The organism is Geobacillus thermoleovorans, assembly GCF_001610955.1.
GTDB lineage: Bacteria > Bacillota > Bacilli > Bacillales > Anoxybacillaceae > Geobacillus > Geobacillus thermoleovorans.
This window is the reverse complement of the sequence record NZ_CP014335.1, coordinates 2,854,958-2,878,916: the sequence shown is the minus strand read 5'-3', so window position 1 is coordinate 2,878,916 and position 23,959 is coordinate 2,854,958. Positions and strand designations below refer to the sequence as shown.

The following is a 23,959-nucleotide window of genomic DNA, read 5'->3' as shown; positions in this document are numbered from 1 at the left end:
CCGGCGCGGCGCACGAGCGCACAAGGCAGACGGACTCTATCGATATAGTATGCAGAAAAAGGTGTGCGCTCTGGTGACAGAACATTTTGAACAATGGGGGGAACAAGAAATGAAGAAAAAAAGAGCAGCAGGTGTCTTTTTCTCATTGATGCTGACGGCGGGTCTTTTGGCCGGCTGCGGCGGCAACCAGCAAGGAGGCAGTTCTTCAGGCGGAAACAGCGGCGGAGGCGGGGGCGGCGATGTGATTAAAATCGGCGCCAACCTTGAGCTGTCCGGCGGGGTCGCGTCATACGGCCAGTCGATTGCGGAAGGGCTCGACTTGGCGCTTGAGGAAATCAACAAAGAAGGAATCAACGGCAAAAAGCTGGAGTTGGTGAAAGTCGACAACAAATCGGAAGCGGCCGAAGCGACGAACGGCGCGATCAAGTTGATCAGCCAGGATAAAGTCGTCGCCATCATCGGCTCGGCGACGAGCACGAACACGCTCGCTCAAGTGCAAGTCGCCAACGACAATAAAGTGCCGCTCATTACGCCGACAGGCACGAACCCGACGATCACGAACAAAGACGGCAAAGTGAACGAGTTCGTCTTCCGGACGTGCTTTATCGACCCGTTCCAAGGGACGGTGGCGGCCAAATTCGCCTTGAACGAACTGAAAGTGAAAAACGCGGCGGTGTTGATCGACAGCTCGAGCGACTATTCGAAAGGGCTGGCCGCTTCGTTTAAAGACGCGTTCACGCAAGGCGGCGGCAAAATTATCGCTGAAGAGGCGTATGTCGCGAAAGACACCGATTTCCGTGCGACGCTGACGCGCATAAAATCAAAGAATCCAGAGTTCATTTTCCTGCCGGGCTATTATGAAGAAGTCGGCCTCATCGTCAAGCAGGCGCGCGAGCTTGGCTTGAACGTGCCGATCATGGGCGGCGACGGCTGGGATTCGCCGAAGCTGGTCGAGATCGCGGGCAAAGACGCGTTGAACAACACGTACATCACGAACCATTATTCGTCGGGCGACCCGGATCCGAAAATTCAAGAGTTTGTGAAAGCCTTTAAAGCGAAATACAACAAAGCGCCGGATGCGTTCAACGCGCTTGGCTATGATACAGCCTACTTCCTGGCCGACGCCATCAAGCGGGCCGGCAGCGCCGATCCGGTGAAAATTAAAGACGCGCTGGCGCAAACGAAAGATTTGCAGCTCGTCTCCGGCACGATGACGCTCAATGAAAACCATGACCCGGTCAAATCGGCGGCCATTTTGGAATACAAAGACGGGCAGCAGCAATTCAAAACGAAAGTGAATCCGTAATGAAAGGCTGGATGGATGCATGGACGGGGGAGGCCCCTAAGGGGCGCCCTCCTGTCCGGCATTTCTTTTGGTCAACGACGAGTTTTCGTTAAGGAGCGTGCGATCATGGAACTCATTCAACAGCTGGTCAACGGCATTTCGCTAGGCAGCATTTATGCGCTCATCGCTCTTGGCTATACGATGGTGTACGGCATTGTTCGGCTCATTAACTTCGCCCATGGCGACGTCTTTATGGTCGGTTCATTCGTCGGTTTTTATGCCGTAACGATGCTTGGTGTCGGCTTTTTCCCGGCGCTTTTGCTGGCGATGGCCTCTTGCGCCGTGCTTGGGATGATCATCGAGCGGATTGCCTACAAGCCGCTGCGCAATGCGGCGCGCATCGCAGTGCTCATTACGGCGATCGGCGTATCGCTCTTGATTGAGTACGTCACGATTTATTTGCGCGGGGCCCAGCCGGAAGCGTATCCGAGCACGCTGCTGCCGGATCGGAACTTGAAGCTGTTTGGGGTTGTCATCAGCAGCCAGTCGCTGTTCATCCTCGGCACGTCCCTCGTTTTGATGATCCTTCTTCAGTTCATCGTTCACCGGACAAAAATCGGGAAAGCGATGCGCGCTGTTTCCCATGATGCGGAAGCGGCCCGGTTGATGGGAATCAACGTCGACAACACGATTTCGGCCACGTTCGCCATCGGTTCGGCGCTCGCGGGGGCGGCAGGCGTTATTTTCGGCATTTATTATACAAAAATCGAGCCATTGATGGGCATTCTTCCCGGATTGAAAGCGTTTGTCGCCGCCGTGTTGGGCGGAATCGGCATCATTCCGGGAGCGATGGTCGGGGGGCTTTTGCTTGGCGTCATCGAATCGCTCGTCAGCGGGCTCGGCTACTCGCTTTGGCGCGACGGAGTGGCGTTTGTCATTTTAATTCTCATTCTCATTTTCCGGCCGGCCGGATTGTTTGGCAAGAACGTACGAGAAAAAGTGTAAAGGATGGTAGGGGACAATGGCAACTTGGAAGCGGACTCGTGGATTTTGGGTTTCCGTCATACTGGCCTTCGCCTTTTTCGCTGTTGTCGAGTGGCTGATTGCAAGCGGGACGCTCAATGTGTTTTACGTCAACACGCTCTTTTTCATGGCGATCAACGTCATGCTGGCGGCGAGCCTTCACTTGATCATCGGCATCACCGGACAGTTTTCGATTGGACATGCCGGCTTTTTCGCCGTCGGCGCTTACGCTTCAGCCGTCATGACGATGAAGCTGCAGCTGCCGTTTGCGGTCGGCGTCTTGACCGCTGGGATCGCGGCGATGCTCGCCGGCCTCGTCATCGGCGTGCCGAGCCTGCGTTTAAAAGGCGATTACTTGGCGATCGCCACGCTTGGGTTTGGCGAAATTGTCCGCATCGCGCTCTTGAACATCGATTACGTCGGCGGGGCGAGCGGCATGACGGTGACGCATATGACGACATGGCCGTGGGTGTTCGCCTGCCTGTTTGTCACGATTTTGGTGATCGCCAACTTCACGAACTCGACGCACGGACGGGCGTGCATTTCGATTCGCGAGGATGAAATCGCCGCTGATGCCATGGGGATCAATACGACGTATTACAAAGTGGCGGCGTTTGCGATCGGTTCGTTTTTCGCCGGCATCGCCGGGGCGCTGTACGCCCATCACTTTTACATCATTCAGCCGTCGAACTTCGGCTTTTTAAAATCGTTTGACATTTTGATTTTCGTCGTGCTCGGCGGGCTCGGCAGCCTATCCGGCGCGGTGGTGGCGGCGGTGCTGCTGACGATCGTTTCGACGTTCTTGCAAAACTATCCGGAAACGCGGATGATCATTTACAGCATCGTCTTGATTTTGGTGATGCTGTACCGTCCAACCGGGCTGATGGGGACGAAAGAACTATCTTCGCTCTTCAAATGGCGGAAGGCAGCGCAGGGAGGAATGAATCATGGCGGCAAAAACACCGTTGCTTAAGGCGGAAAATGTCGGCATCCAGTTTGGCGGGCTGAAGGCGCTCTCCGGTGTGACGATGGAGCTGTATCAAGGGGAGCTTGTCGGGCTCATCGGCCCGAACGGCGCGGGGAAAACGACGCTGTTTAACTTATTGACGGGCGTGTATGTGCCGACTGACGGGCGGATTATGCTTGACGGCGAGACGTTGAACGGCCTGCCGCCGTATAAAATTACGCGCAAAGGGATCAGCCGGACGTTTCAAAACATTCGCCTGTTCGGCGAGCTGTCGGTGCTCGACAACGTGAAAGTCGCCTACCATGCGCACGCCCGCCATTCGATCGCGAGCTCCATTCTCCGCCTCCCGTCCCATTTCCGCGGTGAAAAGGAAATGGAAGAAAAGGCGATCGAGTTTTTGAACATTTTTCAGCTTGATGGCGTCATGCACGAGAAGGCGAAAAACTTGCCGTACGGCCAGCAGCGCCGGCTTGAGATCGCTCGGGCGCTGGCGGCGCAGCCAAAAGTGCTTTTGCTTGACGAGCCGGCCGCCGGCATGAACCCGCAAGAAACGAAAGAATTGATGAAGTTGATTGCGTTCATTCGCGAACGGTTTGCGTTGACGATTTTGTTGATTGAGCATGACATGTCGCTTGTGATGGGCATATGCGAGCGCATTTACGTGTTGGATCACGGCCAGCTGATCGCCGAAGGCACGCCGGAACAAGTGCGCAGCAACCCGAAAGTGATCGAGGCTTACCTTGGCGAGGAGGTGTCGTGACCATGTTGAAAGTGGATGGAATCGATGTGTTTTACGGCAACATTCATGCCTTAAAAGGCGTATCGCTTGAGGTGAACAAAGGCGAGATCGTCACGCTGATCGGGGCGAACGGCGCGGGGAAAACGACGCTTCTGAAAACCATTTCCGGGCTGCTTAGGCCGAAAAACGGCGACATCGTGTATGAGGGAGCCTCGATCGCCGGCAAGGCGGCGCAGACGATCGTCAAGCAAGGCATTTCCCACGTGCCGGAAGGGAGGCGCGTTTTCGCCAATATGACGGTCGAGGAAAACTTGGAGCTCGGCGCGTTTTTGCGCAAAGACAAAGAAGGCATTCAACAAGACTTTGCCAAAGTCTTTCAGCTGTTCCCGCGCCTTGAGGAGCGGCGCAAGCAGCTGGCCGGCACGCTTTCGGGCGGCGAGCAGCAAATGCTCGCCATCGGCCGCGCGCTCATGGCGCGCCCGAAGCTGCTCTTGCTTGACGAACCGTCAATGGGGCTCGCGCCGCTTTTGGTCAAGACGATTTTCCGCATCATTCAGGAAATCAACGAGTCGGGGACGACGATTTTGCTTGTCGAACAAAACGCCCATATGGCGCTCTCCATCGCCCATCGCGCCTATGTCCTTGAATCGGGGCGCGTCGTCTTGTCGGGAACGGCGAGCGAGCTGCAGGCGAGCGAGCAGGTGAAGCAGGCGTATTTGGGCGGGCATTGAGAAGCGATAGGCGGAAGAACGTCAGCGGAAAGCCGTTTCGGACGGTTGTGCCGCCGTGGAAAAAAGGCTGATTCCAACTTGGAGATCAGCCTTTTTCCGTCATTGCCGTTTCGGCCGGCGAACGCCGGCTGGGATGGACGGACGGGAAACATCGGCGTCCGGGACGTCTCTGCTCTTGAAAAAACATGCCGCTGATTTGGGCGGCTGGCGTTGGCGGAGAGAACCCCGTCGCGCCGGCCCCCGCGCGGCTAGCGGCGCCGTTGTTGCCGCTCGGCCCGCTCCCATGCTTTTAAGTGCGGGTACGGGTCAAACGCCCATTCGGTATAGCCGTTGTCTTTGTACATGCCGTAGTGAAGATGGGGCGGAAATTTCCCCGCCGTGCCGGGCGGACCGTAGCCAGAGCTGCCGACCGAACCGATGATCGTCCCCGGCTCGACGATTTGCCCCTCGCGAAGATCGGCGGCGAAGCCGTTCAAATGGGCAAAGTAGTGGTACGTGTTGTTGATGTCGCGGATGCCGATGCGCCAGCCGCCGTATTTGTTCCACCCTTTCAGCTCGACGATGCCGTAGCACGTCGAGCGCACCGGAACGCCGTAGCCGGCGAAAATGTCGGTTCCTTCATGAATGCGCCGCCCGCCCCAGCCGCGCGCATCCCCCCATGTATCGCGGTAGCTGTAATTGGCCCCTAGCGGAAGCGGAAACACGTGGTTGTCCAATTTCAACGTCTGATACTTTTTATAAATTCTCGCCTTTCCTAAAATCAAGTCGACGGTTTTGGCGCGTTGGTAATAGTTCCAAAGCGCGATTTTGATATGGCGGTGATCGATGCCGTACGTCTGCAAATAGCGGGCCATGGCCATGATCACATCGTCATCGTCATCCGCCCGCGCATAGCCGTCGCCGTCTCCGTCCACGCCAAGGCCGCCAAACTGGGAGATGGTGAACGGGTCTGTATCATGCGGGTTTTTGTTCAGCGGCCCGGCCCATATTTCCGGCTTCATATAAATGCCGAGAACGCCGGCTGGCTTGGGCAGGTCGCGGCGCACTTGCCGGACGTTTCGCTCATACTGGTCAATGGCCGCAAAGTAATACCACGGGATCAAGGAAACGGCTTCGGCCTTTTTGTACAGCTCCATTCGCTTTTCATACATCGCTTCTTCCTGTTCCGCCGCCGAAGCCGCGCCGGCGGCGATCCACAGCATCGCTGCCGCCGATATGGCGGCAAGCCATCGATGCACGCGTATTCCCCCTTTCCGCCCGTTTCATATGTTTAGTTTGGGGAGAAACGGGAATTTCATAAATGTTAAAAGGAGGAAAATCGTCTGATGGACGATTTTTTTGTGTTTTCCTGCGCTTTTCATTATAATGAGAAATGAACAATCATCGACAAGTGGAGTGAGAACGATGGCGACGAAAGAAGAACACGTCCGCAAGCCGGACTGGTTGAAAATCAAGTTGAACACGAACGAGAATTATATCGGTTTAAAGAAGCTGATGCGGGAAAACCGTTTACATACCGTTTGCGAGGAAGCGAAGTGCCCAAACATTCACGAATGCTGGGCCGTACGGCGGACGGCGACGTTTATGATTTTAGGCAGCGTCTGCACGCGCGCCTGCCGCTTCTGCGCCGTCAAAACCGGGCTGCCGACCGAGCTCGATTGGCAGGAGCCGGAACGCGTCGCGGAATCGGTGCGCATCATGAACTTGAAACACGTCGTCGTCACCGCCGTCGCCCGCGATGACCTAAAAGACGGCGGGGCGGCGGTATTCGCCGAAACGGTGCGCGCCATCCGCCGGAAAAACCCGTTTACGACGATCGAGGTGCTGCCGTCGGATATGGGCGGGGTGTATGAAAACTTGAAAATTTTGATGGATGCCCGCCCTGACATTTTAAACCATAACATCGAAACGGTGCGCCGCTTGACTCCAAGGGTGCGCGCCCGCGCGACGTACGAACGTTCGCTTGAGTTTTTGCGGCGCGCGAAAGAATTGCAGCCGGACATTCCGACGAAATCGAGCATCATGGTCGGCCTTGGGGAAACGAAAGAGGAAATCATTGAAGCGATGGATGACTTGCGCGCCAACCATGTCGACATTTTGACGATCGGCCAGTATTTGCAACCGACGAAAAAGCATTTGAAGGTCGTGAAATATTACCATCCGGACGAGTTTCAAGAGCTGAAAGAAATCGCGTTGAGCAAAGGGTTCAGCCATTGTGAAGCGGGGCCGCTCGTCCGCTCGTCGTACCATGCCGATGAGCAGGTGAGCGAGGCGGCGAAAGCGCGGCAGTTGAAAGCGTAACATCCAACGAACGGCGCGAAAGCAAGCAAGCGTTGTTTCAGCGGCTGAAAGCATCATCCCGGCCGGATGAACGCGAAGAAACGGTCATGCCTTTCATAAAGAAGGCAGACCGTTTCTTTTCCCTAGCGCCCCGCTTTCGTCGCCCGCGGCGTGCCGTCGCGGAAATCGCGGTCTAATTCATCGTTTGTTTCGTTGATCATTTCGCCGTTTTCATTTTCCCCGTCGCTCAGTTTTTTCCCTTGCGGATATTTCAACATCCGCTGAATCGTCGCATCGAGAATTTGGTCGATGTTGCGCGTGTTCGAATCAAGGCGCCCGAAGCGCTCAATGTCCTTCATCAGCTGCGGATTGTCGGCGACATACACATGGTAGTAGCGGGGAACGACGGAAAGCGCTGTTTTTTTCACTTGATCGGCCGTTTGCTGCCGGTTGTTCGTGTCCGCGTCATACACGACGAGCACTTCCTCATCCGTGACGAGCGTGGCGACGTCTTTGACGCCCGGCAGCTGGGTGCACAATTTGCTGATTAAATCAGCCGCTTTCTCGCGGTTGAAGGACGGCATGTCGTTATAGCCGTTTGCATCGCCGAGGATCGGGCTTTTTTGATGGCGGACGTAGCCGAAGTTGTTCATCGGCGTGTCATCGCCGTTGGGCACCCCGTTTTCATTGTACAGCTCGTTGCGGTCGGTGACATTGATCGTGTTGCCGCTCCGCTTGTAAATATCGGTGTTTTCGTCCTGAGCCGTCTGCGCGCAGCCGGCTAGGGCGACGGCCGCTCCGAACATAACGGCCAACCATGGTCGTCTCATCGTCAGCACCCCCTTCGCTTTTAGGGTGGCACACGGATGATGGTTTGATGACAGTAATTGATTGGGGGCGATGCATCGTTTATGATGGAAGTGGAAAGGCGAGGTGAGAACAGTGATTTGCATTAACAATCATTGTTACGAACTGGTGGAAAATGTGAAAAACGCCTTTAATGAAGAAGCCTTTCGCGCCCGATATGCGGACATTTTGGCGAAGTACGACTACATTGTCGGGGATTGGGGATACAACCAGCTCCGGTTGCGCGGGTTTTTTGACGACCATAACCAAAAAGCGACGTACGATACGAAAATCAGCACGTTGTCCGAATATTTGTATGAATATTGCAACTTCGGCTGCGCGTATTTTGTGCTGCGCAAGGTGAAACGATAACCGCGCCAGTGGACCGCGGCGCGTGGACCGCGGCGCGGGAGAAGAGGCGGGAGCAAGAAACCGCTGTGCGGCGAAGGGCTCGCAAGGCGGGAAGACGACTCGCGGACAGACAAAAGACGGCGCGACATTCCTCATCGCTGCCGCATGGCGAGACGGCAAACGCGGCAGCCGCCATAGGCTGGGCGGCTGCTCCGTTTCTTTCGCTGTCCTGCTGAATGTCAAGGCTGCTCTTCCGTTTCATTGTACGGAAACTGTTCGCTCTGATGCGGATCGTCGTGCGGCGGGTGGGCGGCTGGGTCGCGCCTTGGAATGTTTTGGTGGAACGATTTAAACTCGTAGTTGAAGGCGCTGTAATGCCGCTGGCCTTCCTTCCAAGGCGTGCTTTTGTTTTCGACCGGCGCGTCGTCGCGGCGCGGCGAGCCGTACGGCCCTTCTGGGAACTCTTCAGCGGTCAAGAAATTGCGCTGTTTCTCGACGACGGAAAAATCGGCGTATGTTTCCCGTTCCGCCATTCGTCTCACCTTCCTTCGTTCGTGGGCTGTTTCATAAGATGCCCGAAACCGAGGAAGGTTATGAGAGATACTCCTCCAAAAAGGCGCGCAAATCGTTGGCATCTTGTTCATGAAGCTGGTAAGCGTGCTCGATATAGCCTGGCTCCTCCAAATCGTCGCGCCCGAGAATGGCAAAGCGGTTGCTTTGCAAGTCGAGCACGAGCCACTTCCCGTAAAAACGATCCGTTTCGATGAGCGCCAAATCAAACCGCTGCCGCTCGCCGACAAAGCTGACGAAGCGGACGGCCGCTTCGACGGTGTCGTCGTATAAATAAAACCGTTCACCCATCATTTGAGCCCCTCCTGTTTTTTCGTCTATGTCCATCATAGCAGACAGGCGGCGAAAACGGGAGACAGCAAATCGCACAAAGGAACGAGGAGGGATGACGGATGTATTTTGTCGATCGCAAAAAACTGGAAGAAACGCTCAGCTACATGGAACAAATGCTGGACCGTTACAAGGCCGAGGAGCGATGGGACGAGCCGCTTCAGCAATTGGCGCTCGAACGGATCGCTCATATCGTCATCGAGGCGGTGTTGGACGTCGGCAACGCCATGATCGACGGGTTTATTATGCGCGACCCGGGCAGCTATAACGACATCATCGATATTTTGGCTGACGAACAGGTGATCTCGCCGGCGGATGCTGACCGATTGAAAGCGTTCATTGCCCATCGGAAAATGCTTGTGCACGAATATGCGCGCGTCGATCACGCGAAATTGCTCGCCGATCTGAACGAACATTTGCCGGCGCTGGAGGCGTATCCGAAGGCGGTGCGCGCTTACCTTGAAAACGAGCTCGGCCCGGTGTCGGCGTTTCGCAATTGATGGCGGGAAAGGAGAGCAAATGCATTGAAACGATACAACGGCTACCTCATCGATTTGGACGGGACGATGTACCGCGGCACCGAATGCATCGCTGAGGCGCGTACGTTTGTCAACGAGCTGCACCGCCGTGGCATTCCGTATTTGTTTGTCACGAACAATTCGTCGCGCACACCGGCGCAAGTGGCGGAAAAATTGCGTTCGTTCGGCGTGCCGGCCGAGGAGAAGCATGTGTTTACGACAAGCCAGGCGACGGCGAATTACATTTTTGAAAAAAAACCGGATGCTTCCGTGTATGTGATCGGTGAAGAAGGGCTCCAAACCGCCTTGGCGGACAAAGGATTCCGTTTGGCCGGCGAAGATGCGGATGTCGTCGTCATCGGGATTGACCGGCAAATTACATACGAAAAGTTCGCTGTCGCTTGTCTCGCTGTCCGAAATGGAGCGATGTTCATCTCAACCAACGGCGACATCGCCTTGCCGACGGAGCGGGGGCTGCTTCCGGGCAACGGGGCGCTGACGTCGGTCGTCGCTGTATCGACGCAGGTGAAGCCGACATTTATCGGCAAGCCGGAAAAAATCATTATGGAGCAGGCGCTCAAAGTGCTTGGCGTCCCGAAGGAGGACGTGCTGATGATCGGCGACTATTATGAAACCGACATTTTAGCCGGCATGAACGCTGGCATTGATACGCTTTTAGTCCATACGGGCGTTACGACAAAAGAAATGCTCGCCCGCTACGAACGGATGCCGACGTATACGGCTGATTCACTTTTGGAATGGCTTGACCGCTTGTAAACAACGCCGCTTTGCCAAAAAAGGCAAGGCGGCGTTTCATGTTGCTCGGCGCGGATGGAGGGCGCGCATGGGCGGAGCCGGCGTTACTCCGCATTGGCGGCCCGATGCGCCAGGCGGCTTGACGCCGCTGCGGCGATGGCGCCGACAATGTCGTCCAAAAACGTGTTGCATTTGCCGGTCGATTTATCATTTAAATATTGCAAAATGCCCGGTTTTTGCTTATCGATATATCCGTAGTTCGTAAACCCGATCGATCCGTACACATTGACGATTGACAGCGCCAAAATTTCGTCGACGCCATACAGCCCTTCATCGCGGCGGATGATCGACTGCAGCGGTTCATCGAGCCGACCGTCTTCGGCGAGTTTATCCAATTGGATGCCGGTTAGAATCGCATTTTGCACTTCGCGTTTCGAAATGACGCGGTTGACGTTTTCGATGCACTCCTCCATCGTTAAATCGGGATGATATTTTGATTGCAAGTAATAAACGAGCTCCGCAATTTTTTCCACGGTCACCCCCCGTTCCTCAAGCCAGCGCCGAGCCGTTTGTTCCAGATTGTTCATAATGAATTCGCTCATGAACTTCACCTGTTTCTTTTAGAAAGTCGTTTTCTATATATATGTATCATGTCATAAATAAGTCCGTCATATAAAGAAAAATGCTCATCGGCTTTTTTGGCGCCCGCTGTCATATATAAAAAGTAGCCCTCTTTTTCCGCGGCCATGCGTTGGCTGATCAACATAGGCGCGTGAATGGGGCCGTTTCATGCTGGAGCGGAGGCGGAATCGGCTCATTGATGGGGCGGCGATGAGATGAAGGTGTGGAACGAGCGGAATTGACTGGTTTCGGCAAAAAGGAGGCGCGGCGATGGAAGAATGGGTGCGTGAACAGTATGGCATGCGCGTCGAGAGGTTGGAGCGAAGCGGACGGCATGCGGCCTTTTGGCATCGGCAGGAGCGTTTTTTGCTCGTTCCCGCCGATGGGCAAAGCGAAGCGGAAATGGAAGAGCGCCAGCGAATGAGCCGCTATTTGCGGGCAAAAGGAGTGGACGGCGTCGGAGAACTGGTCAAAACGACGTCCGGAACGTATATCGCTTCCTATAATGGACAGCCGTTGGCGCTCGTTCGCGCTCCGCTTCCGGCGGCTCGCTTTCGTTCGCTCGGAAGGGAATTGGCGGTGATGCATGAATGCGGGAGAACATGTCCATGGCCGATCGTCGCCTGCCGGCGCATCGGCCAATGGCGGGAGCTGTGGGCGAAGCGGATCGATCAAATGGAGGCGTTTTGGTCGAGCAAGCTCGCTTCCGGGCCGTCGTCGCTGTTTGATCGTCTGTTTATCGAATCGTTCCCGTATTATTTAGGCTTGGCGGAAAACGCGGTGCAATACGTGGCGGACACGGAGATTGACGAAGAACCAGGGCGCATCGATTACGCGGCATTTTGCCATGAGCGTCTCCCCGAGGCGAAGTGGGTTGGGGGGATCGAAGCGAAGCTGCCGACCGACTGGGTGTATGACCATTGCGCCCGCGATTTGGCGGAATGGGTGCGCCATTTGTACGAAAAGAGCGGACTTGGCTGTCAGCGGGCGGTGCGGCAGTTTTTTCAAGAGTATGAACATGCGGCGCCGCTGTCGCCGTTTGCTTGGAGACTCGTTTACGCCAGGTTGTTGTTTCCGCTTTCCTATTTTGAATGTGTCGAGGCATATTATATCGCTGTGGATGAGAGCGAACGGACAAGGCGGGAGGGGGAGTTGCGGCGCTTGCTCGATCGATCGCATGAATATGAACGATTTTTGGCCGCGTTTGCCAAGATCGCCGGCATCTCGAACCGCATCCGCCTGCCGGCGGTCGAGTGGCTGCCGCCGGCGTAACGCAGGGAAGACAGCTTCCCGCTTTTTTTTGGCCCAAACGAAAAAACGACCGCTTCCCTGCCGTTAAACCCTAAGGACAACTTCCCGTTTTTTTTCGGCCAAAGTTGTGATAAGATTTAGAAAAAACGATGCGGGAGGCTGCACCATGACGAAGCCGTATGTATTCATTACGCGAAAATTGCCCGAGGACGTGGTCGCGCCGCTTTTGGCCATCGCTGAAGTAGAGATGTGGCCCCATGAAGATATGGCCGTGCCACACGATGTGCTCGTGGAAAAGGCGAAACGGGCGACGGCCATCTTGCCGATGGTGTCTGATCCGATCGATGAAGACGTCTTGTCCGCCGGTTCGGCGCTCCGAGTCGTCGCCAATATGGGCGTCGGCTACGATAACATTGATGTAGCGGCGGCGGCCCATCGAGGCATTCTCGTTTGCAATACACCCGATGTATTGACCGATACGACGGCCGATTTGACGTTTGCGCTTTTATTGGCCACCGCCCGCCGCCTTGTCGAAGCGGCTATGTTTTTGAAAGAAGGGAAATGGAAAAGCTGGAGTCCGTTTTTGCTTGCGGGCGCCGATGTCCATCATAAAACGATCGGCATCGTCGGCATGGGGAACATCGGCCAGGCAGTGGCGAAACGGGCGAAGGGGTTTGACATGAACATTCTGTATTACAACCGCTCCCGCCGTCCGGAGGCGGAAGAGAAGCTTGGCGCCGTCTATCGTCCGTTCGCCGACTTGCTTTCAGAGAGCGATTTTGTCGTCTGCTTGACGCCGCTCACCTCCGAGACGCGCCATTTGTTCAACCGCGAGGCGTTCCGGCAAATGAAGAAGTCCGCGATTTTCATTAACGCGGCGCGCGGAGCGGTCGTCGATGAACAGGCGTTGTATGAGGCGCTGGTCGGCGGGGAGATCGCCGCGGCGGGATTGGATGTATTTGAACACGAGCCGGTCGCGGCCGATCATCCGCTCGTTTCGCTTCCGAACGTCGTCGCCTTGCCGCATATCGGCAGCGCCACGTACGAAACGCGGCGCGCCATGATGACATTGGCGCGCGACAATATCATCGCCGTGCTCGAAGGACGGCCGCCGCTGACGCCTGTGAACCGGATCTCATAAAAATTTTCATTGCCAAATGGCCGATCGTCTTTTATAATGTCTACTATAAAAATACAAATGTCTACTGTACGTAAACAGAAGGGGCGGGAATCATGGAAAAACCAATTTTGGTCGGATTGTTAGGATTAGGAACGGTCGGGAGCGGCGTGGTCAAAATTATTGAAAACCATCAGGAAAAGTTGATGCATCAAGTCGGGTGCCCGGTGAAGGTGAAAAAAATCCTTGTCCGGGATGTACAGAAACCGCGTGATGTCGCCGTTGACCCGTCGCTCCTTACGACGAGTGCGGCTGAGGTGATTGACGATCCAGACATTGATGTCATCATCGAAGTGATGGGCGGCATTGAGGAGACAAAAGAGCTGCTATTGCGGGCGCTGCGCCAAGGGAAGCATGTCGTGACCGCCAATAAAGACTTAATGGCCGTCTACGGGTCGGAGCTGCTTCGGGTGGCGGCGGAATACCGCTGCGATTTGTTTTATGAAGCGAGCGTCGCCGGCGGCATTCCGATTTTGCGCAGCTTGGTTGACGGCTTGGCGTCGGACCGGATTACGAAGCTCATGGGCATTGTGAACGGGACGACGAACTACATTTTGACGAAAATGTCGCAAAACGGCGCTTCCTATGAGGACGTGCTCGCTGAAGCGCAGGCGCTCGGGTTTGCGGAAGCCGATCCGACGTCAGACGTCGAAGGGCTGGATGCGGCGCGGAAAATGGCGATTTTGGCCCGCCTTGGCTTTTCCATGGACATCGACTTGGACGATGTGCAAGTGAAAGGCATCACTCAAGTGACGGAGGAAGACTTGAACTACGGGAAGCGGCTCGGCTACACGATGAAATTGATCGGCATCGCCCAGCGCGACGGGCAGAAGGTCGAGGTGAGCGTCCAGCCGACGTTTTTGCCGGATTCGCATCCGTTGGCGTCCGTGCACAACGAATACAATGCGGTGTACGTATACGGCGAAGCGGTCGGAGAGACGATGTTTTACGGGCCGGGGGCCGGGAGCTTGCCGACGGCGACGGCGGTTGTCTCCGACTTGGTCGCGGTGATGAAAAATATGCGCCTTGGCGTCAACGGCCGCTATGCCGTCGCGCCGCAATATGAAAAGCAGTTGAAGACGCCGGCGGAAATTTTCTCGAAATACTTTTTGCGCATTCATGTCAAAGACCAGGTCGGCGCGTTTGCCAAAATTACGACGCTGTTTTCCGAGCGCGGGGTGAGCTTTGAGAAAATTTTGCAATTGCCGCTGAAAGAGGATGGCCTAGCGGAAATCGTCATCGTTACGCATGACGCCTCACAGCAAGACTACGAAGACATTTTGCAGCAGCTCGGCGATTTGGAAATCGTCGAACGGGTGCAAAGCTCGTATCGAGTGGAAGGAGAGAAACGGTAATGGCATGGAAAGGGCTGCTTGACGCCTACGGCGATTTTTTGCCGCTCTCTGCGGCGACGCCGAGGCTGTCGCTTTGCGAAGGGAATACGCCGCTCATCCCGCTGCCGCGCTTGTCGGAGGAGCTCGGCATTGCGCTCTATGTCAAGGTCGAAGGGGCGAACCCGACCGGTTCGTTTAAAGACCGCGGCATGGTGATGGCGGTGGCCAAGGCGAAAGAGGAAGGAAGCCATACGATCATCTGCGCCTCAACCGGCAATACATCGGCTTCAGCGGCCGCCTACGCGGCGCGCGCCGGCATGCGCTGCCTCGTCGTCGTTCCGAACGGCAAGATCGCCCTCGGCAAGTTGGCGCAAGCCGCCATGTACGGCGCGGAAATTTTTGCGATTGACGGCAACTTTGACGAGGCGCTGAAGATGGTGCGCCGGTTGAGCGAAACGGCGCCGATTACGCTCGTCAACTCGGTCAATCCGTACCGGATCGAAGGGCAAAAAACGGCGGCGTTTGAAGTGTGCGACCAGCTTGGGCGCGCCCCGGACGTGCTCGCCATTCCAGTCGGCAACGCCGGCAACATCACCGCCTATTGGAAAGGGTTTAAGGAGTACCATGAAGCGAAAGGAACGGGCTTGCCGCAAATGCGCGGCTTTGAAGCGGAAGGAGCGGCGGCGATCGTCCGCAACCGGGTGATTGAACAGCCGGAGACGGTGGCGACCGCGATCCGCATCGGCAATCCGGCGAGCTGGGACAAAGCGGTCGAGGCGGCGAGCGAGTCGCGCGGGAAAATTGATGAGGTGAGCGACGCAGAAATTTTGGCCGCCTACAAGCGGCTCGCCCGGACGGAAGGCATTTTTGCCGAACCGGCGTCATGCGCGGCGATCGCCGGGGTGATCAAGCAGCGCGAACGGAACGAAATCGAACGCGGCAGCCTCGTCGTCGCGGTTCTCACTGGCAACGGATTGAAAGACCCGGCCATCGCCTTGGAGACCGCGGCGATCGAACCGATCGTGCTGCCGAACGATGAACAAGTTGTCTTGGAGCATTTGCAAGGGGTTGTCCGGGCATGAAAGAAGACGAGATGTTGAAGATCGTCGTGCCGGGAAGCACGGCGAACCTAGGGCCCGGGTTTGACTCGATCGGGCTAGCGGTCAATCGCTATTTGACGCTTGACGTCCGCTTGGCGGATGCGTGGTCGTTTGCGCCGAAAACGGCGGAAGTGAGCGGCATTCCGCGCGGGACGGACAATTTGGTGTATCAAGTGGCGGCGGAGACGGCGGACGTTTACGGCCGCCGGCTGCCGAGCTGTGCAGTCGATGTGTACAGCGACATTCCGTTTACGCGCGGGCTCGGGAGCAGCGCGGCGGCGGTCGTCGCCGGCATTGAGCTCGCCGACGCGCTGCTTGGGCTTCAGTTGCCGCGCGAGCAAAAGATGGAATTGGCGACCCGATACGAAGGACATCCGGACAATGTCGGCGCCTCGTTGTACGGGGGGCTTGTCATCGGCTGCTTCCGCGAGGCGGGCGTGGATGTCGTCCATATTCCACAATTGGATGTGGAGCTTGTCGCTATTATTCCGGAGTATGAACTAGAAACGAAAAAAGCGCGCGGGCAGCTGCCGGAACAATGGCCGAGAGAGCGGGCGGTCGAGGCGAGCGCCGTCAGCAACGTTCTCGTCGCCGCGTTGCTCACGAAAAACTGGGAGCTTGCCGGCCGGATGATGGCCGCCGATCTGTTCCATCAGCCGTATCGGAGACAGCTCGTTCCGGAACTCGAGCGGGCGGAGGCGCTCGCTCTTGAATACGGAGCGATCGGTGCGGCGCTGAGCGGAGCGGGGCCGACGGTGCTCGTCTTTGCCGAACCGGGCCAAGGAGAGCGGCTCGCGCGCCGGCTGCGCCCGCATTTTCCGACGTGCGAAATCGCGCGTCTTTCCGTCGAGCCGCGCGGCAGCCGCGTCTACAAGCTGGCGTTTGAAGCTTGAACCTTCTTGGGCGCCGGCGCGAACAGAAGTCCGTTCAGCGGCCTGGCCGTTTCGCCGCGCTCGGGAGCGGGCGAAAGATATGACGGTTTTCCTTGCACAACTTAGCAAAGAAACAAAAACGGAGAAGCGCCCGATCAGGCGGGTGGTGGCTGCCTATCACCAGCCTTCCCGTCGGCTCGCCGCCCCGCTGGCGATAAAAAAATCCGAACAGCGGCCGCTGTTCGGATTTTTCATATTAAAACACTTGTTCCACTTCGACGACGCCCGGCACTTCTTCAAACAAGGCGCGCTCAATTCCGGCTTTGAGCGTAATCGTCGAGCTCGGGCAGCTGCCGCACGCGCCGAGGAGGCGAAGTTTCACGACGCCGTCTTCGACATCGACGAGTTCGCAGTCGCCGCCGTCGCGAAGCAGGAACGGACGCAGTTTATCTAAAACTTCTTGCACTTGTTCTTTGATTTCTTGATCCGTCATTTCCATCGACTCCTTTCCTTAGTTTTTATTATAATCATAGTGACAAAAAAAATCTAATGATAAATTTTGCTTTTGCAAAGGGTGACAACGATGACATTCAAGCCGGTTGAAATTTGTGTGTACGGGGCCGACGTCATTTGCCCGGCATGCGTGCAGCTGCCGTCGTCGAAAGAAACGTACGAGTGGCTCGAGGCCGCGCTGCGCCGCAAGTATCCGGATCAGCCGTTTGTGATGACGTACGTCGACATTTTTGCGCCGCCGGCCGATGACGAGGAGAAGCGGGAGCTCGCGCAGACGATCGTCGAAGAAGATTGGGTGTATCCGGTCGTGGTGATCGAAGGAAACGTCGTCGCCGAAGGCAACCCGCGGCTCAAAGCGATTTGTGCAGAAATGGAAAAATTCGGGTATCAACCGTCGACGCCGGAAGGGAAAAAGGCGGAATGAACTCCGCCTTTTTCGCCGAATAAGGGCCAGTTGTGCTGTCAGTACCCATGGTGATGCTTGTACATCCACAAAATGCCTGATTTCAACAAACGCGGCACCCGGCCGGTGAGCGGGCGGTCGGCGAGCAAGCCGAAGCCGTGCTTTTTGCCGAGCGAGCCGAGAATGCCTTTTAATTTGATCGGCGGGAATTCGCTCGGTGGTTCTTCGCCGTTCCACCGCTTTTGCAGCACTTGGACGATTTGCTCGGCTTGCGCTTCAGCGAGCTGGGCGCTCGGGGAATGCGGCAGGCTCGCACAGTCGCCGACGACGTAGGCGTTTTCATAGCCGGGGATGTGATGGCGCTTCGTCAGCACCACGCGGCCTTGCTTGTCCTTTTCGACATTCAGTTCGCGGACGACGCGGTTGGGCTGAATGCCGGCCGTCCAGACGATGACGTCGCACTTGACCGGCTCGTCGTGGTTGTACAAGACGCCAGGTTCGACTTTCGTGACGTTGGAGTTGCGGACGATTTCCACCTTGTGTTCAACGAACCATCCTTCCACATAATCGCTCAACCGTTTCGGAAACATCGGCAAAATGCGCTCACCGCGGTCAAACAGCTTGATGTGCAAGTCCGGACGGCTCTCCGCCAGTTCGCTGGCCAGCTCGACGCCGCTCAATCCCGCGCCGACGATGCCGACCGTCGCTTTCGGCGGCAAATTGTTCAGCGCTTCATAGGCGGCGCGCGCCTTATCGATCGACTGGATGCTGTACGTATGCGCCTCGGCGCCCGGCACCCCGTGGTATTTGTCTTCGCAGCCCAATCCGATCACGACATCATCGTAGCGGACGCTGCTCCCATCCTTTAAATGGACGAGCTGCTGGTCGAGATCAATCGAGACGACTTCGCCGAATTGGTACACAAGCTGCGGATGTTCCGGAAACGGGACGCGGATGTGATGGTCGCTGACCGTTCCCGCGGCCAAGGCGTAATATTCCGTTTTTAAACAATGGTACGGAACGCGGTCGATGAGGATAATATGAATGTCGTTTGGCAATTCGTCCGGGAGGAGGCGCTGCAAAATGCGCATATTGCCGTATCCTCCGCCAAGCAATACAAGTTGTCTCATCGTGAAAAATCCCCTTTTGTCGAGTTTCTAAAGCCGACAATGCCATAGAAAAGTATAACGAAATTGTGACAAAAGAACAATCATTTTTCCGCTTCCTCGATCGAACGAGCATGTTCATTGACGCCGCGCCGGAAAACCGCTACGATGGGAAGCAGGAAGGTGAACATGCGCATGATGTTGCCAATCATCGAATTTTGCATCAGCAACTTAGCCAGCGGGTCGTACAAAGCAATGGAAATGTTGGAAAAGGATCCGAACTTGGACATCATTGAATACAGTTGCTTAAGCTATTGCACACGCTGCGCGGAAACGCTGTTTGCGCTCGTCAACGGCGAGTTTGTCAGCGGCGAAACGCCTGAGCAGCTCGTGGAAAATATTTATCGGCATCTCGAGGAAAACCCAATGTTTTAACGAAAAAAGGAGGATGTCCGCGATGCGGCATCCTCTTCAATGTATAATGAAAAAACGGGGGATATTCCCATTGTGCCCAGGAGATGCCGCCATTATACATGCGAAGCGCAAAAAATGTTCAGGAGGGAGTCATGTGCGTTCTTTTTCGTTTACGAAAATGCATGGATTGGGTAATAGCTACATATACGTTGATCTGTTCCGGGAAACATTGCCCGAGGAGGAGCTGCCGGCGATCGCCCGCAGCGTCGCCGATGTCCACACAGGCATCGGCTCCGATGGCTTGATTCTCATTTGTCCATCGGAGAAAGCGCCAGTCAAAATGCGCATTTTTAACAGCGATGGCTCGGAAGGAAAAAACTGCGGCAACGGCTTGCGCTGCGTGGCGAAATACGCGTACGAGCACGGCATCGTCAGCGACCGCACCTTTTTGATTGAAACGCTCTCCGGGCTTGTCGAAGCCCGTGTTGCAGTAGCAGATGGCGAAGTGACAAGCGTGACGGTCGATATGGGCGAGCCGCGCCTTGAGCGGAGCGCCATTCCGATGCTTGGTCCGGAAGCGGAGCGGGTCGTCGCCGAGCCGTTTGCCATCGCTGGGGGCGAATATGAAATTACGGCGGTGTCCATGGGCAACCCGCATGTGATCTTTTACGTTGATGACATCCAAAAAGCGCCGGTGACGACGCTTGGCCCGCTCGTGGAAAAGGACCCGCGCTTTCCGGAAGGGGTGAACGTCGAGTTTGTCGAAGTGGTGAACGAGCGCGAGCTTCATTTCCGCGTCTGGGAGCGCGGCTCCGGCGTGACGCAGGCGTGCGGGACCGGAGCGTGCGCGGCGGTCGTCGCTTCCGTGTTAAACGGCAAAACGGCGCGCGGGGAGGAAACGGTCGTCCATTTGGCCGGCGGCGATTTAACGATCGTATGGGGGCACGACGGGCGCGTGCGCATGACCGGTCCGGCGGAGACCGTGTGCACCGGCGTTTATTACTACCGAGGCGGGCGGAACGGTTGAGCATCGAAAGGCAAAGACGGTATACTATGAAGTAAGATCGGAATCATTCAAGGGATTCGCCCCATCTGAGCCGTCGGGTGAAAGCGGGCGAACCTGTCGAAAAACGGCCAAGCTGTTTGGCCAGTGTCAACCGTTAAAGGAGGGATCATGGATGGCAGAGGCAGTTATTACGCTGACAGAAGCGGCAGCGTTTCAAATCAAAGATATGATGAAAGAGCAGGAAGAAGAGGGCGCGTACTTGCGCGTCGGCGTCCATGGCGGCGGCTGCAGCGGGTTGTCGTACGGCATGGGCTTTGACCATGAGCGGCGTGAGGATGACATCGAATTTGAGCAGCACGGCATCAAAATTTTGGTGGACCGCGACAGCGCGCCGATTTTGCGCGGAACGGTCATCGACTATAAACAGTCGCTGCTTGGCGGCGGGTTTACGATCAACAATCCGAACGCCATTGCGACATGCGGCTGCGGCTCCTCGTTCCGCACAGCGACCAATGCCGGCACGCCGGAGCAATGCTAAGCAGGCGGGATGACGTCCATCTGCCTGGCAGAGGAAAACGGCCTGCCTTGCCGTGACGTCGGGCTCTTGAGAAGGCCGGTTTTCGCCGCACGGCCGGTTGAAAACGCGGGCGTGTACCGACTGGCGAAATGTTGGAAGGGTGGTCTTTCCCTCACGAAATTGGGGAAAACGGCCGCGCTCCAACATCGGCCTTTTCGGGAGCGCCAAAGGAGGAGAAACGATGAAAGGACAAATCAATGTCATCTTGGCGCTTGTCTTGGCGCTCATTGTGGCGCTGCTGGCGGTGGCGAATGTCGAGCAGGTGACGATCCATTATTTAGTCGGCGAAACCCGCTTGCCGCTCATTATCGTCATTTTAGGTTCGGCCGTCCTTGGCGGCCTTGTCGTCGGCATGCTCGGATGGGTGCGTTTGTTCAGCCTGCGCCGGCAGGTGAAGCTGCTCGAGAGAGAGCGGGAGGAATGGACGAAAAACAAGGCTGGGAATACTGATGGCGAGTCGGTTTCGCTGGAGCGAGAGGGATGAGGCATGAGTATGGCGCCCCCAACAAAGAGGGGCGCCTTTTGCTTGAAAAACGGGTGTGGACGGGGCGGGCTATATGAATGGCTCCAATCAGTCGGGATGCGGCGTTAAGGCGAAATGCCGAGCGCCCCTTCGCTTCCGCTTGTTTTCCCGACGGAGCGCCATTAAAACAGCGATGTCGAGTGCGCCGGCTGCATCCGCGCCGTCGGGTCGATGTACGTTTTGGCGCTGCTGATGGCGATCGGCGCTTCGCCAAAGCCGCAGGCGATCAGCTTGATTTTCCCGTCGTACGTGCAAATGTCGCCCGCCGCATACACGCCGGGGATGTTCGTTTCCATCCGCGAGTTGACTTTGATCGCATTTTTTTCGATGTCAAGCCCCCAGTTTTTGATGGGGCCAAGCGAAGAAATAAAGCCGTAGTTGACAATGACGGCGTCGACATCGATCGTTTCTTTCGTTCCTTCTTTCACATGCTCGAGGATGACTTGGCGGATGGCGTGTTCATCGCCGACGAGTTCAACGGGCACAAACGGCGTTTTCACTTGCACGCTGGACTTCTTGAGCTGCTCGACGCTATGTTCATGGGCGCGGAATTTGTCGCGGCGATGCACAATCGTGACGCTTTGGGCGATCGGTTCGAGCATGAGCGACCAGTCAACAGCCGAGTCGCCGCCGCCGCAGACGAGCACGCGCTTTCCGGAAAACTGCCCCAAGTCGTTGATGAAGTAATGTAAGTTTTTTCCTTCATAGCGGGAAGCGCTTTCGATTTCGAGCCGACGCGGCTGAAAGGCGCCGTTTCCGGCGGTGATGATGACCGTTTTCGAATAATGGATTTGTTGATTGGTGACGAGTTTAAACGTTCCGTCCTCCTGCTTTTCGAGCGTGTCGACCGACTCGTTCAGGCAGACGGTCGGCGAAAATAGGTCCATCTGCTCTTTCAGCTGGTTGACAAGCTCTTGGGCGCGCACTTTCGGAAATCCGGCGACATCATATATGTATTTTTCCGGATATAACGCGGCCAGCTGCCCTCCAAGCTGCGGAAGGCTTTCGATAATTTTGACTTTCATTTGCCGCAAGCCGCCGTAAAACGCGGCAAACATCCCGGTCGGCCCGCCGCCGATAATGGTGACATCGTAGACGTTGCGATCTTCTTTCACCGACATCCCTCCCTGCGCGAAGTCATGGCATTACAAGTTTATCTTACCATAAATGGGCGTGGTTATAACGATCCTTTTTGTTGGACGAACAGAAAAAAAAACTTGAAAAGGGAAAGAAAAAGGACTAATATGTTTTGTGGAGAGATTGTTAATTTTTTGTGACAGTCCCTCGACATTTTTTTGGTGGTTAACGTGAATTATTTCACAAACTTCGCTCAATAAAAACGGGGGCGGCCGCAAAAGCTATAACAAATGAATGAGAAAAAATGAAAAAGGGTGGAAGTGATCCAGGTGAGAAAACCAAACGTTGTCATTTTAGGCGCTGGCTATGGCGGGTTGATGACGACCGTTCGCCTGCAAAAGCTCATCGGCGTGAACGAAGCGAACATTACGCTCGTAAACAAGCACGATTACCATTATGAGACGACATGGCTTCATGAGGCATCGGCTGGGACGCTGCATCATGACCGCGTTCGCTATCCGATCAGCGATGTCATCGACCGGAACAAAGTGAAATTCATCCAAGATACGGTGACGAAAATCATTCCAAACGAAAAGAAAGTGCTGCTTGAAAACGGCGAGCTGACGTACGATTATCTCGTCATTGCCCTTGGGTTTGAATCAGAAACGTTCGGCATCAAAGGGTTGAAGGAATACGCATTTTCGATCGCCAATGTCGACGCCGCGCGGCAAATCCGCGAACATATCGAGTACCAGTTTGCGACGTACAACGCAGAAGAGGAAAAGAAAGAGGAGCGATTGACGATCGTCGTCGGCGGGGCGGGATTTACCGGCATTGAATTTTTAGGCGAGCTCGCCAACCGGATGCCGGAGCTGTGCCGCGAGTATGACATCGACCCGCACAAAGTGCGCATTATTTGCGTGGAGGCGGCGCCAACGGCGTTGCCGGGCTTCGATCCGGAGCTCGTCGAGTACGCGGTCAGCCAGCTTGAGCGCAAAGGAGTCGAGTTTCGAATCGGCACGGCGATTAAGGAATGCACGCCGGATGGCATCATTGTCGCTAAAGGTGATGATGTCGAGGAAATTAAAGCCGGCACGGTCATTTGGGCGGCCGGCGTGCGCGGCAGCCGCGTCATCGAGGAATCTGGGTTTGAAGCGGCGCGGGCGCGCATTAAAGTGGACCCGTACTTGCGTGTCCCGGGGCATGAAGACATTTTCGTCGTCGGCGACTGTTCGCTCGTGATTGATGAAGAAACGAACCGCCCGTATCCGCCGACGGCGCAAATCGCCATGCAAGAAGGCCAGCTGTGCGCGAAAAACTTGGCGGTGCTCATCCGTGGACAAGGGGAGCTGGAGCCGTTTAAGCCGGATATTAAAGGGACGGTTTGCTCGCTCGGCCATGATGATGCCATCGGCGTCGTGTTCGGCAAAAAGCTGTGGGGCGCCAAAGCGAGCTTCATGAAAAAAGTGATTGACAACCGCGCCCTGTATTTGATCGGCGGTTCGTCGCTTGTGATGAAAAAAGGCAAATTTAAATTTTTCTAATCGATTCAAAAAGCTCCCGTGATGGCGGGAGCTTTTTGTATGGCA

General features: G+C 55.9%; 28 protein-coding genes. 20 read left to right on the top strand and 8 right to left on the bottom strand.

All coding sequences use genetic code 11. The annotated features are described in order from the left end of the window. Window positions 1-109: 109 nt before the first annotated feature. The 5 genes from GT3570_RS14560 (at window position 110) to GT3570_RS14540 (ending at window position 4,745) form a co-directional block, all read left to right on the top strand. Entirely contained in the window at window positions 110-1,306 is a 1,197-nt protein-coding gene (locus GT3570_RS14560; RefSeq protein WP_062899115.1) for an ABC transporter substrate-binding protein, read from the top strand. Between the two features lie 105 nt (window positions 1,307-1,411). After that, on the top strand, window positions 1,412-2,290 hold the full coding sequence (locus tag GT3570_RS14555; protein ID WP_011232449.1) for a branched-chain amino acid ABC transporter permease: 879 nt from the start codon (window positions 1,412-1,414) through the stop codon (window positions 2,288-2,290). Between the two features lie 16 nt (window positions 2,291-2,306). Then, a complete protein-coding gene (locus GT3570_RS14550) occupies window positions 2,307-3,281 on the top strand; it encodes a branched-chain amino acid ABC transporter permease (RefSeq protein WP_011232448.1) in 975 nt (324 codons plus the stop codon). Then, complete coding sequence (locus GT3570_RS14545) at window positions 3,256-4,035, top strand: ABC transporter ATP-binding protein (RefSeq protein WP_011232447.1); 780 nt, start codon at window positions 3,256-3,258, stop codon at window positions 4,033-4,035. Before GT3570_RS14550 ends, GT3570_RS14545 begins: the two co-directional genes overlap by 26 nt. A 2-nt stretch (window positions 4,036-4,037) precedes the next feature. Beyond that, entirely contained in the window at window positions 4,038-4,745 is a 708-nt protein-coding gene (locus GT3570_RS14540; protein ID WP_011232446.1) for an ABC transporter ATP-binding protein, read from the top strand. A 248-nt stretch (window positions 4,746-4,993) separates the two neighbouring features. Here GT3570_RS14540 and GT3570_RS14535 read toward each other — a convergent pair whose 3' ends face one another. Further along, window positions 4,994-5,983: a M23 family metallopeptidase gene (locus GT3570_RS14535; RefSeq protein ID WP_011232445.1), complete on the bottom strand. Its 990-nt coding sequence runs from the start codon at window positions 5,981-5,983 to the stop codon at window positions 4,994-4,996. 166 nt (window positions 5,984-6,149) lie between these two features. On the opposite strand from GT3570_RS14535, the gene lipA reads away from it, so the two are divergent. Then, on the top strand, window positions 6,150-7,046 hold the full coding sequence (gene lipA, locus GT3570_RS14530) for a lipoyl synthase (RefSeq protein WP_013144325.1): 897 nt from the start codon (window positions 6,150-6,152) through the stop codon (window positions 7,044-7,046). Between the two features lie 122 nt (window positions 7,047-7,168). On the opposite strand, the gene GT3570_RS14525 is transcribed toward lipA, so the two are convergent. Beyond that, window positions 7,169-7,855, bottom strand: coding sequence for a YhcN/YlaJ family sporulation lipoprotein (locus GT3570_RS14525; protein ID WP_062898905.1), 687 nt, complete (start codon window positions 7,853-7,855; stop codon window positions 7,169-7,171). A gap of 112 nt (window positions 7,856-7,967) precedes the next feature. On the opposite strand from GT3570_RS14525, the gene GT3570_RS14520 reads away from it, so the two are divergent. Beyond that, window positions 7,968-8,243 (top strand): YutD family protein, encoded by a 276-nt coding sequence (locus GT3570_RS14520; RefSeq protein WP_013144326.1) that lies wholly within the window; start codon window positions 7,968-7,970, stop codon window positions 8,241-8,243. A 218-nt stretch (window positions 8,244-8,461) separates the two neighbouring features. On the opposite strand, the gene GT3570_RS14515 is transcribed toward GT3570_RS14520, so the two are convergent. Together GT3570_RS14515 and GT3570_RS14510 are read right to left on the bottom strand one after the other, a co-directional pair. Then, entirely contained in the window at window positions 8,462-8,755 is a 294-nt protein-coding gene (locus GT3570_RS14515; protein WP_011232441.1) for a hypothetical protein, read from the bottom strand. Between the two features lie 58 nt (window positions 8,756-8,813). After that, window positions 8,814-9,086 carry a DUF3055 domain-containing protein gene (locus GT3570_RS14510; RefSeq protein ID WP_011232440.1) on the bottom strand — a complete coding sequence of 91 codons (273 nt, stop codon included), beginning with the start codon at window positions 9,084-9,086 and terminating at the stop codon, window positions 8,814-8,816. 98 nt (window positions 9,087-9,184) lie between these two features. Between GT3570_RS14510 and hepT the strand changes: the two genes are divergently transcribed. Then, window positions 9,185-9,622, top strand: a complete 438-nt coding sequence (hepT, locus tag GT3570_RS14505; RefSeq protein WP_062898904.1) for a type VII toxin-antitoxin system HepT family RNase toxin — start codon at window positions 9,185-9,187, stop codon at window positions 9,620-9,622. A 24-nt stretch (window positions 9,623-9,646) separates the two neighbouring features. After that, the gene (locus GT3570_RS14500; protein ID WP_011232438.1) at window positions 9,647-10,417 is read left to right on the top strand and encodes a TIGR01457 family HAD-type hydrolase; all 771 of its coding nucleotides are present in this window, start codon (window positions 9,647-9,649) and stop codon (window positions 10,415-10,417) included. An 83-nt stretch (window positions 10,418-10,500) separates the two neighbouring features. Here the strand turns inward: GT3570_RS14500 and GT3570_RS14495 are convergent, their stop codons facing one another. After that, window positions 10,501-10,998, bottom strand: a complete 498-nt coding sequence (locus tag GT3570_RS14495) for a phosphatidylglycerophosphatase A family protein (protein ID WP_011232437.1) — start codon at window positions 10,996-10,998, stop codon at window positions 10,501-10,503. Between the two features lie 289 nt (window positions 10,999-11,287). Between GT3570_RS14495 and yutH the strand changes: the two genes are divergently transcribed. The 5 genes from yutH (at window position 11,288) to thrB (ending at window position 16,772) form a co-directional block, all read left to right on the top strand. Next, window positions 11,288-12,289: a spore coat putative kinase YutH gene (gene yutH / locus GT3570_RS14490; RefSeq protein ID WP_014196663.1), complete on the top strand. Its 1,002-nt coding sequence runs from the start codon at window positions 11,288-11,290 to the stop codon at window positions 12,287-12,289. A gap of 145 nt (window positions 12,290-12,434) precedes the next feature. Then, window positions 12,435-13,409 carry a 2-hydroxyacid dehydrogenase gene (locus GT3570_RS14485; protein ID WP_011232435.1) on the top strand — a complete coding sequence of 325 codons (975 nt, stop codon included), beginning with the start codon at window positions 12,435-12,437 and terminating at the stop codon, window positions 13,407-13,409. Between the two features lie 92 nt (window positions 13,410-13,501). Next, on the top strand, window positions 13,502-14,800 hold the full coding sequence (locus GT3570_RS14480; RefSeq protein ID WP_011232434.1) for a homoserine dehydrogenase: 1,299 nt from the start codon (window positions 13,502-13,504) through the stop codon (window positions 14,798-14,800). Continuing rightward, window positions 14,800-15,861, top strand: coding sequence for a threonine synthase (thrC, locus tag GT3570_RS14475; protein ID WP_011232433.1), 1,062 nt, complete (start codon window positions 14,800-14,802; stop codon window positions 15,859-15,861). Before GT3570_RS14480 ends, thrC begins: the two co-directional genes overlap by 1 nt. After that, complete coding sequence (gene thrB, locus GT3570_RS14470) at window positions 15,858-16,772, top strand: homoserine kinase (RefSeq protein ID WP_062898903.1); 915 nt, start codon at window positions 15,858-15,860, stop codon at window positions 16,770-16,772. The genes thrC and thrB overlap by 4 nt, the downstream gene beginning before the upstream one ends. 235 nt (window positions 16,773-17,007) lie before the next feature. Here the strand turns inward: thrB and GT3570_RS14465 are convergent, their stop codons facing one another. Beyond that, a complete protein-coding gene (locus GT3570_RS14465; protein ID WP_011232431.1) occupies window positions 17,008-17,250 on the bottom strand; it encodes a NifU family protein in 243 nt (80 codons plus the stop codon). A gap of 84 nt (window positions 17,251-17,334) precedes the next feature. On the opposite strand from GT3570_RS14465, the gene GT3570_RS14460 reads away from it, so the two are divergent. Beyond that, window positions 17,335-17,688 carry a YuzD family protein gene (locus GT3570_RS14460; protein WP_011232430.1) on the top strand — a complete coding sequence of 118 codons (354 nt, stop codon included), beginning with the start codon at window positions 17,335-17,337 and terminating at the stop codon, window positions 17,686-17,688. A gap of 38 nt (window positions 17,689-17,726) precedes the next feature. Here GT3570_RS14460 and GT3570_RS14455 read toward each other — a convergent pair whose 3' ends face one another. Further along, on the bottom strand, window positions 17,727-18,797 hold the full coding sequence (locus tag GT3570_RS14455) for an NAD(P)/FAD-dependent oxidoreductase (protein ID WP_011232429.1): 1,071 nt from the start codon (window positions 18,795-18,797) through the stop codon (window positions 17,727-17,729). A gap of 171 nt (window positions 18,798-18,968) precedes the next feature. Between GT3570_RS14455 and GT3570_RS14450 the strand changes: the two genes are divergently transcribed. The 4 genes from GT3570_RS14450 (at window position 18,969) to GT3570_RS14435 (ending at window position 21,254) form a co-directional block, all read left to right on the top strand. Further along, window positions 18,969-19,208 carry a YuzB family protein gene (locus GT3570_RS14450; protein WP_011232428.1) on the top strand — a complete coding sequence of 80 codons (240 nt, stop codon included), beginning with the start codon at window positions 18,969-18,971 and terminating at the stop codon, window positions 19,206-19,208. Between the two features lie 133 nt (window positions 19,209-19,341). Beyond that, the gene (gene dapF, locus GT3570_RS14445) at window positions 19,342-20,214 is read left to right on the top strand and encodes a diaminopimelate epimerase (RefSeq protein WP_011232427.1); all 873 of its coding nucleotides are present in this window, start codon (window positions 19,342-19,344) and stop codon (window positions 20,212-20,214) included. A 151-nt stretch (window positions 20,215-20,365) separates the two neighbouring features. Further along, window positions 20,366-20,731: a HesB/IscA family protein gene (locus GT3570_RS14440; protein WP_011232426.1), complete on the top strand. Its 366-nt coding sequence runs from the start codon at window positions 20,366-20,368 to the stop codon at window positions 20,729-20,731. 220 nt (window positions 20,732-20,951) lie between these two features. Further along, window positions 20,952-21,254 (top strand): LapA family protein, encoded by a 303-nt coding sequence (locus GT3570_RS14435; RefSeq protein ID WP_011232425.1) that lies wholly within the window; start codon window positions 20,952-20,954, stop codon window positions 21,252-21,254. Window positions 21,255-21,415: 161 nt separating this feature from the next. Here GT3570_RS14435 and GT3570_RS14430 read toward each other — a convergent pair whose 3' ends face one another. Then, window positions 21,416-22,414: an NAD(P)/FAD-dependent oxidoreductase gene (locus GT3570_RS14430; RefSeq protein WP_011232424.1), complete on the bottom strand. Its 999-nt coding sequence runs from the start codon at window positions 22,412-22,414 to the stop codon at window positions 21,416-21,418. A gap of 276 nt (window positions 22,415-22,690) precedes the next feature. Here GT3570_RS14430 and GT3570_RS14425 point away from each other — a divergent pair, with 276 nt between their 5' ends. Beyond that, window positions 22,691-23,914 carry an NAD(P)/FAD-dependent oxidoreductase gene (locus GT3570_RS14425; protein WP_013524525.1) on the top strand — a complete coding sequence of 408 codons (1,224 nt, stop codon included), beginning with the start codon at window positions 22,691-22,693 and terminating at the stop codon, window positions 23,912-23,914. The last annotated feature ends 45 nt before the right edge of the window (window positions 23,915-23,959 follow it).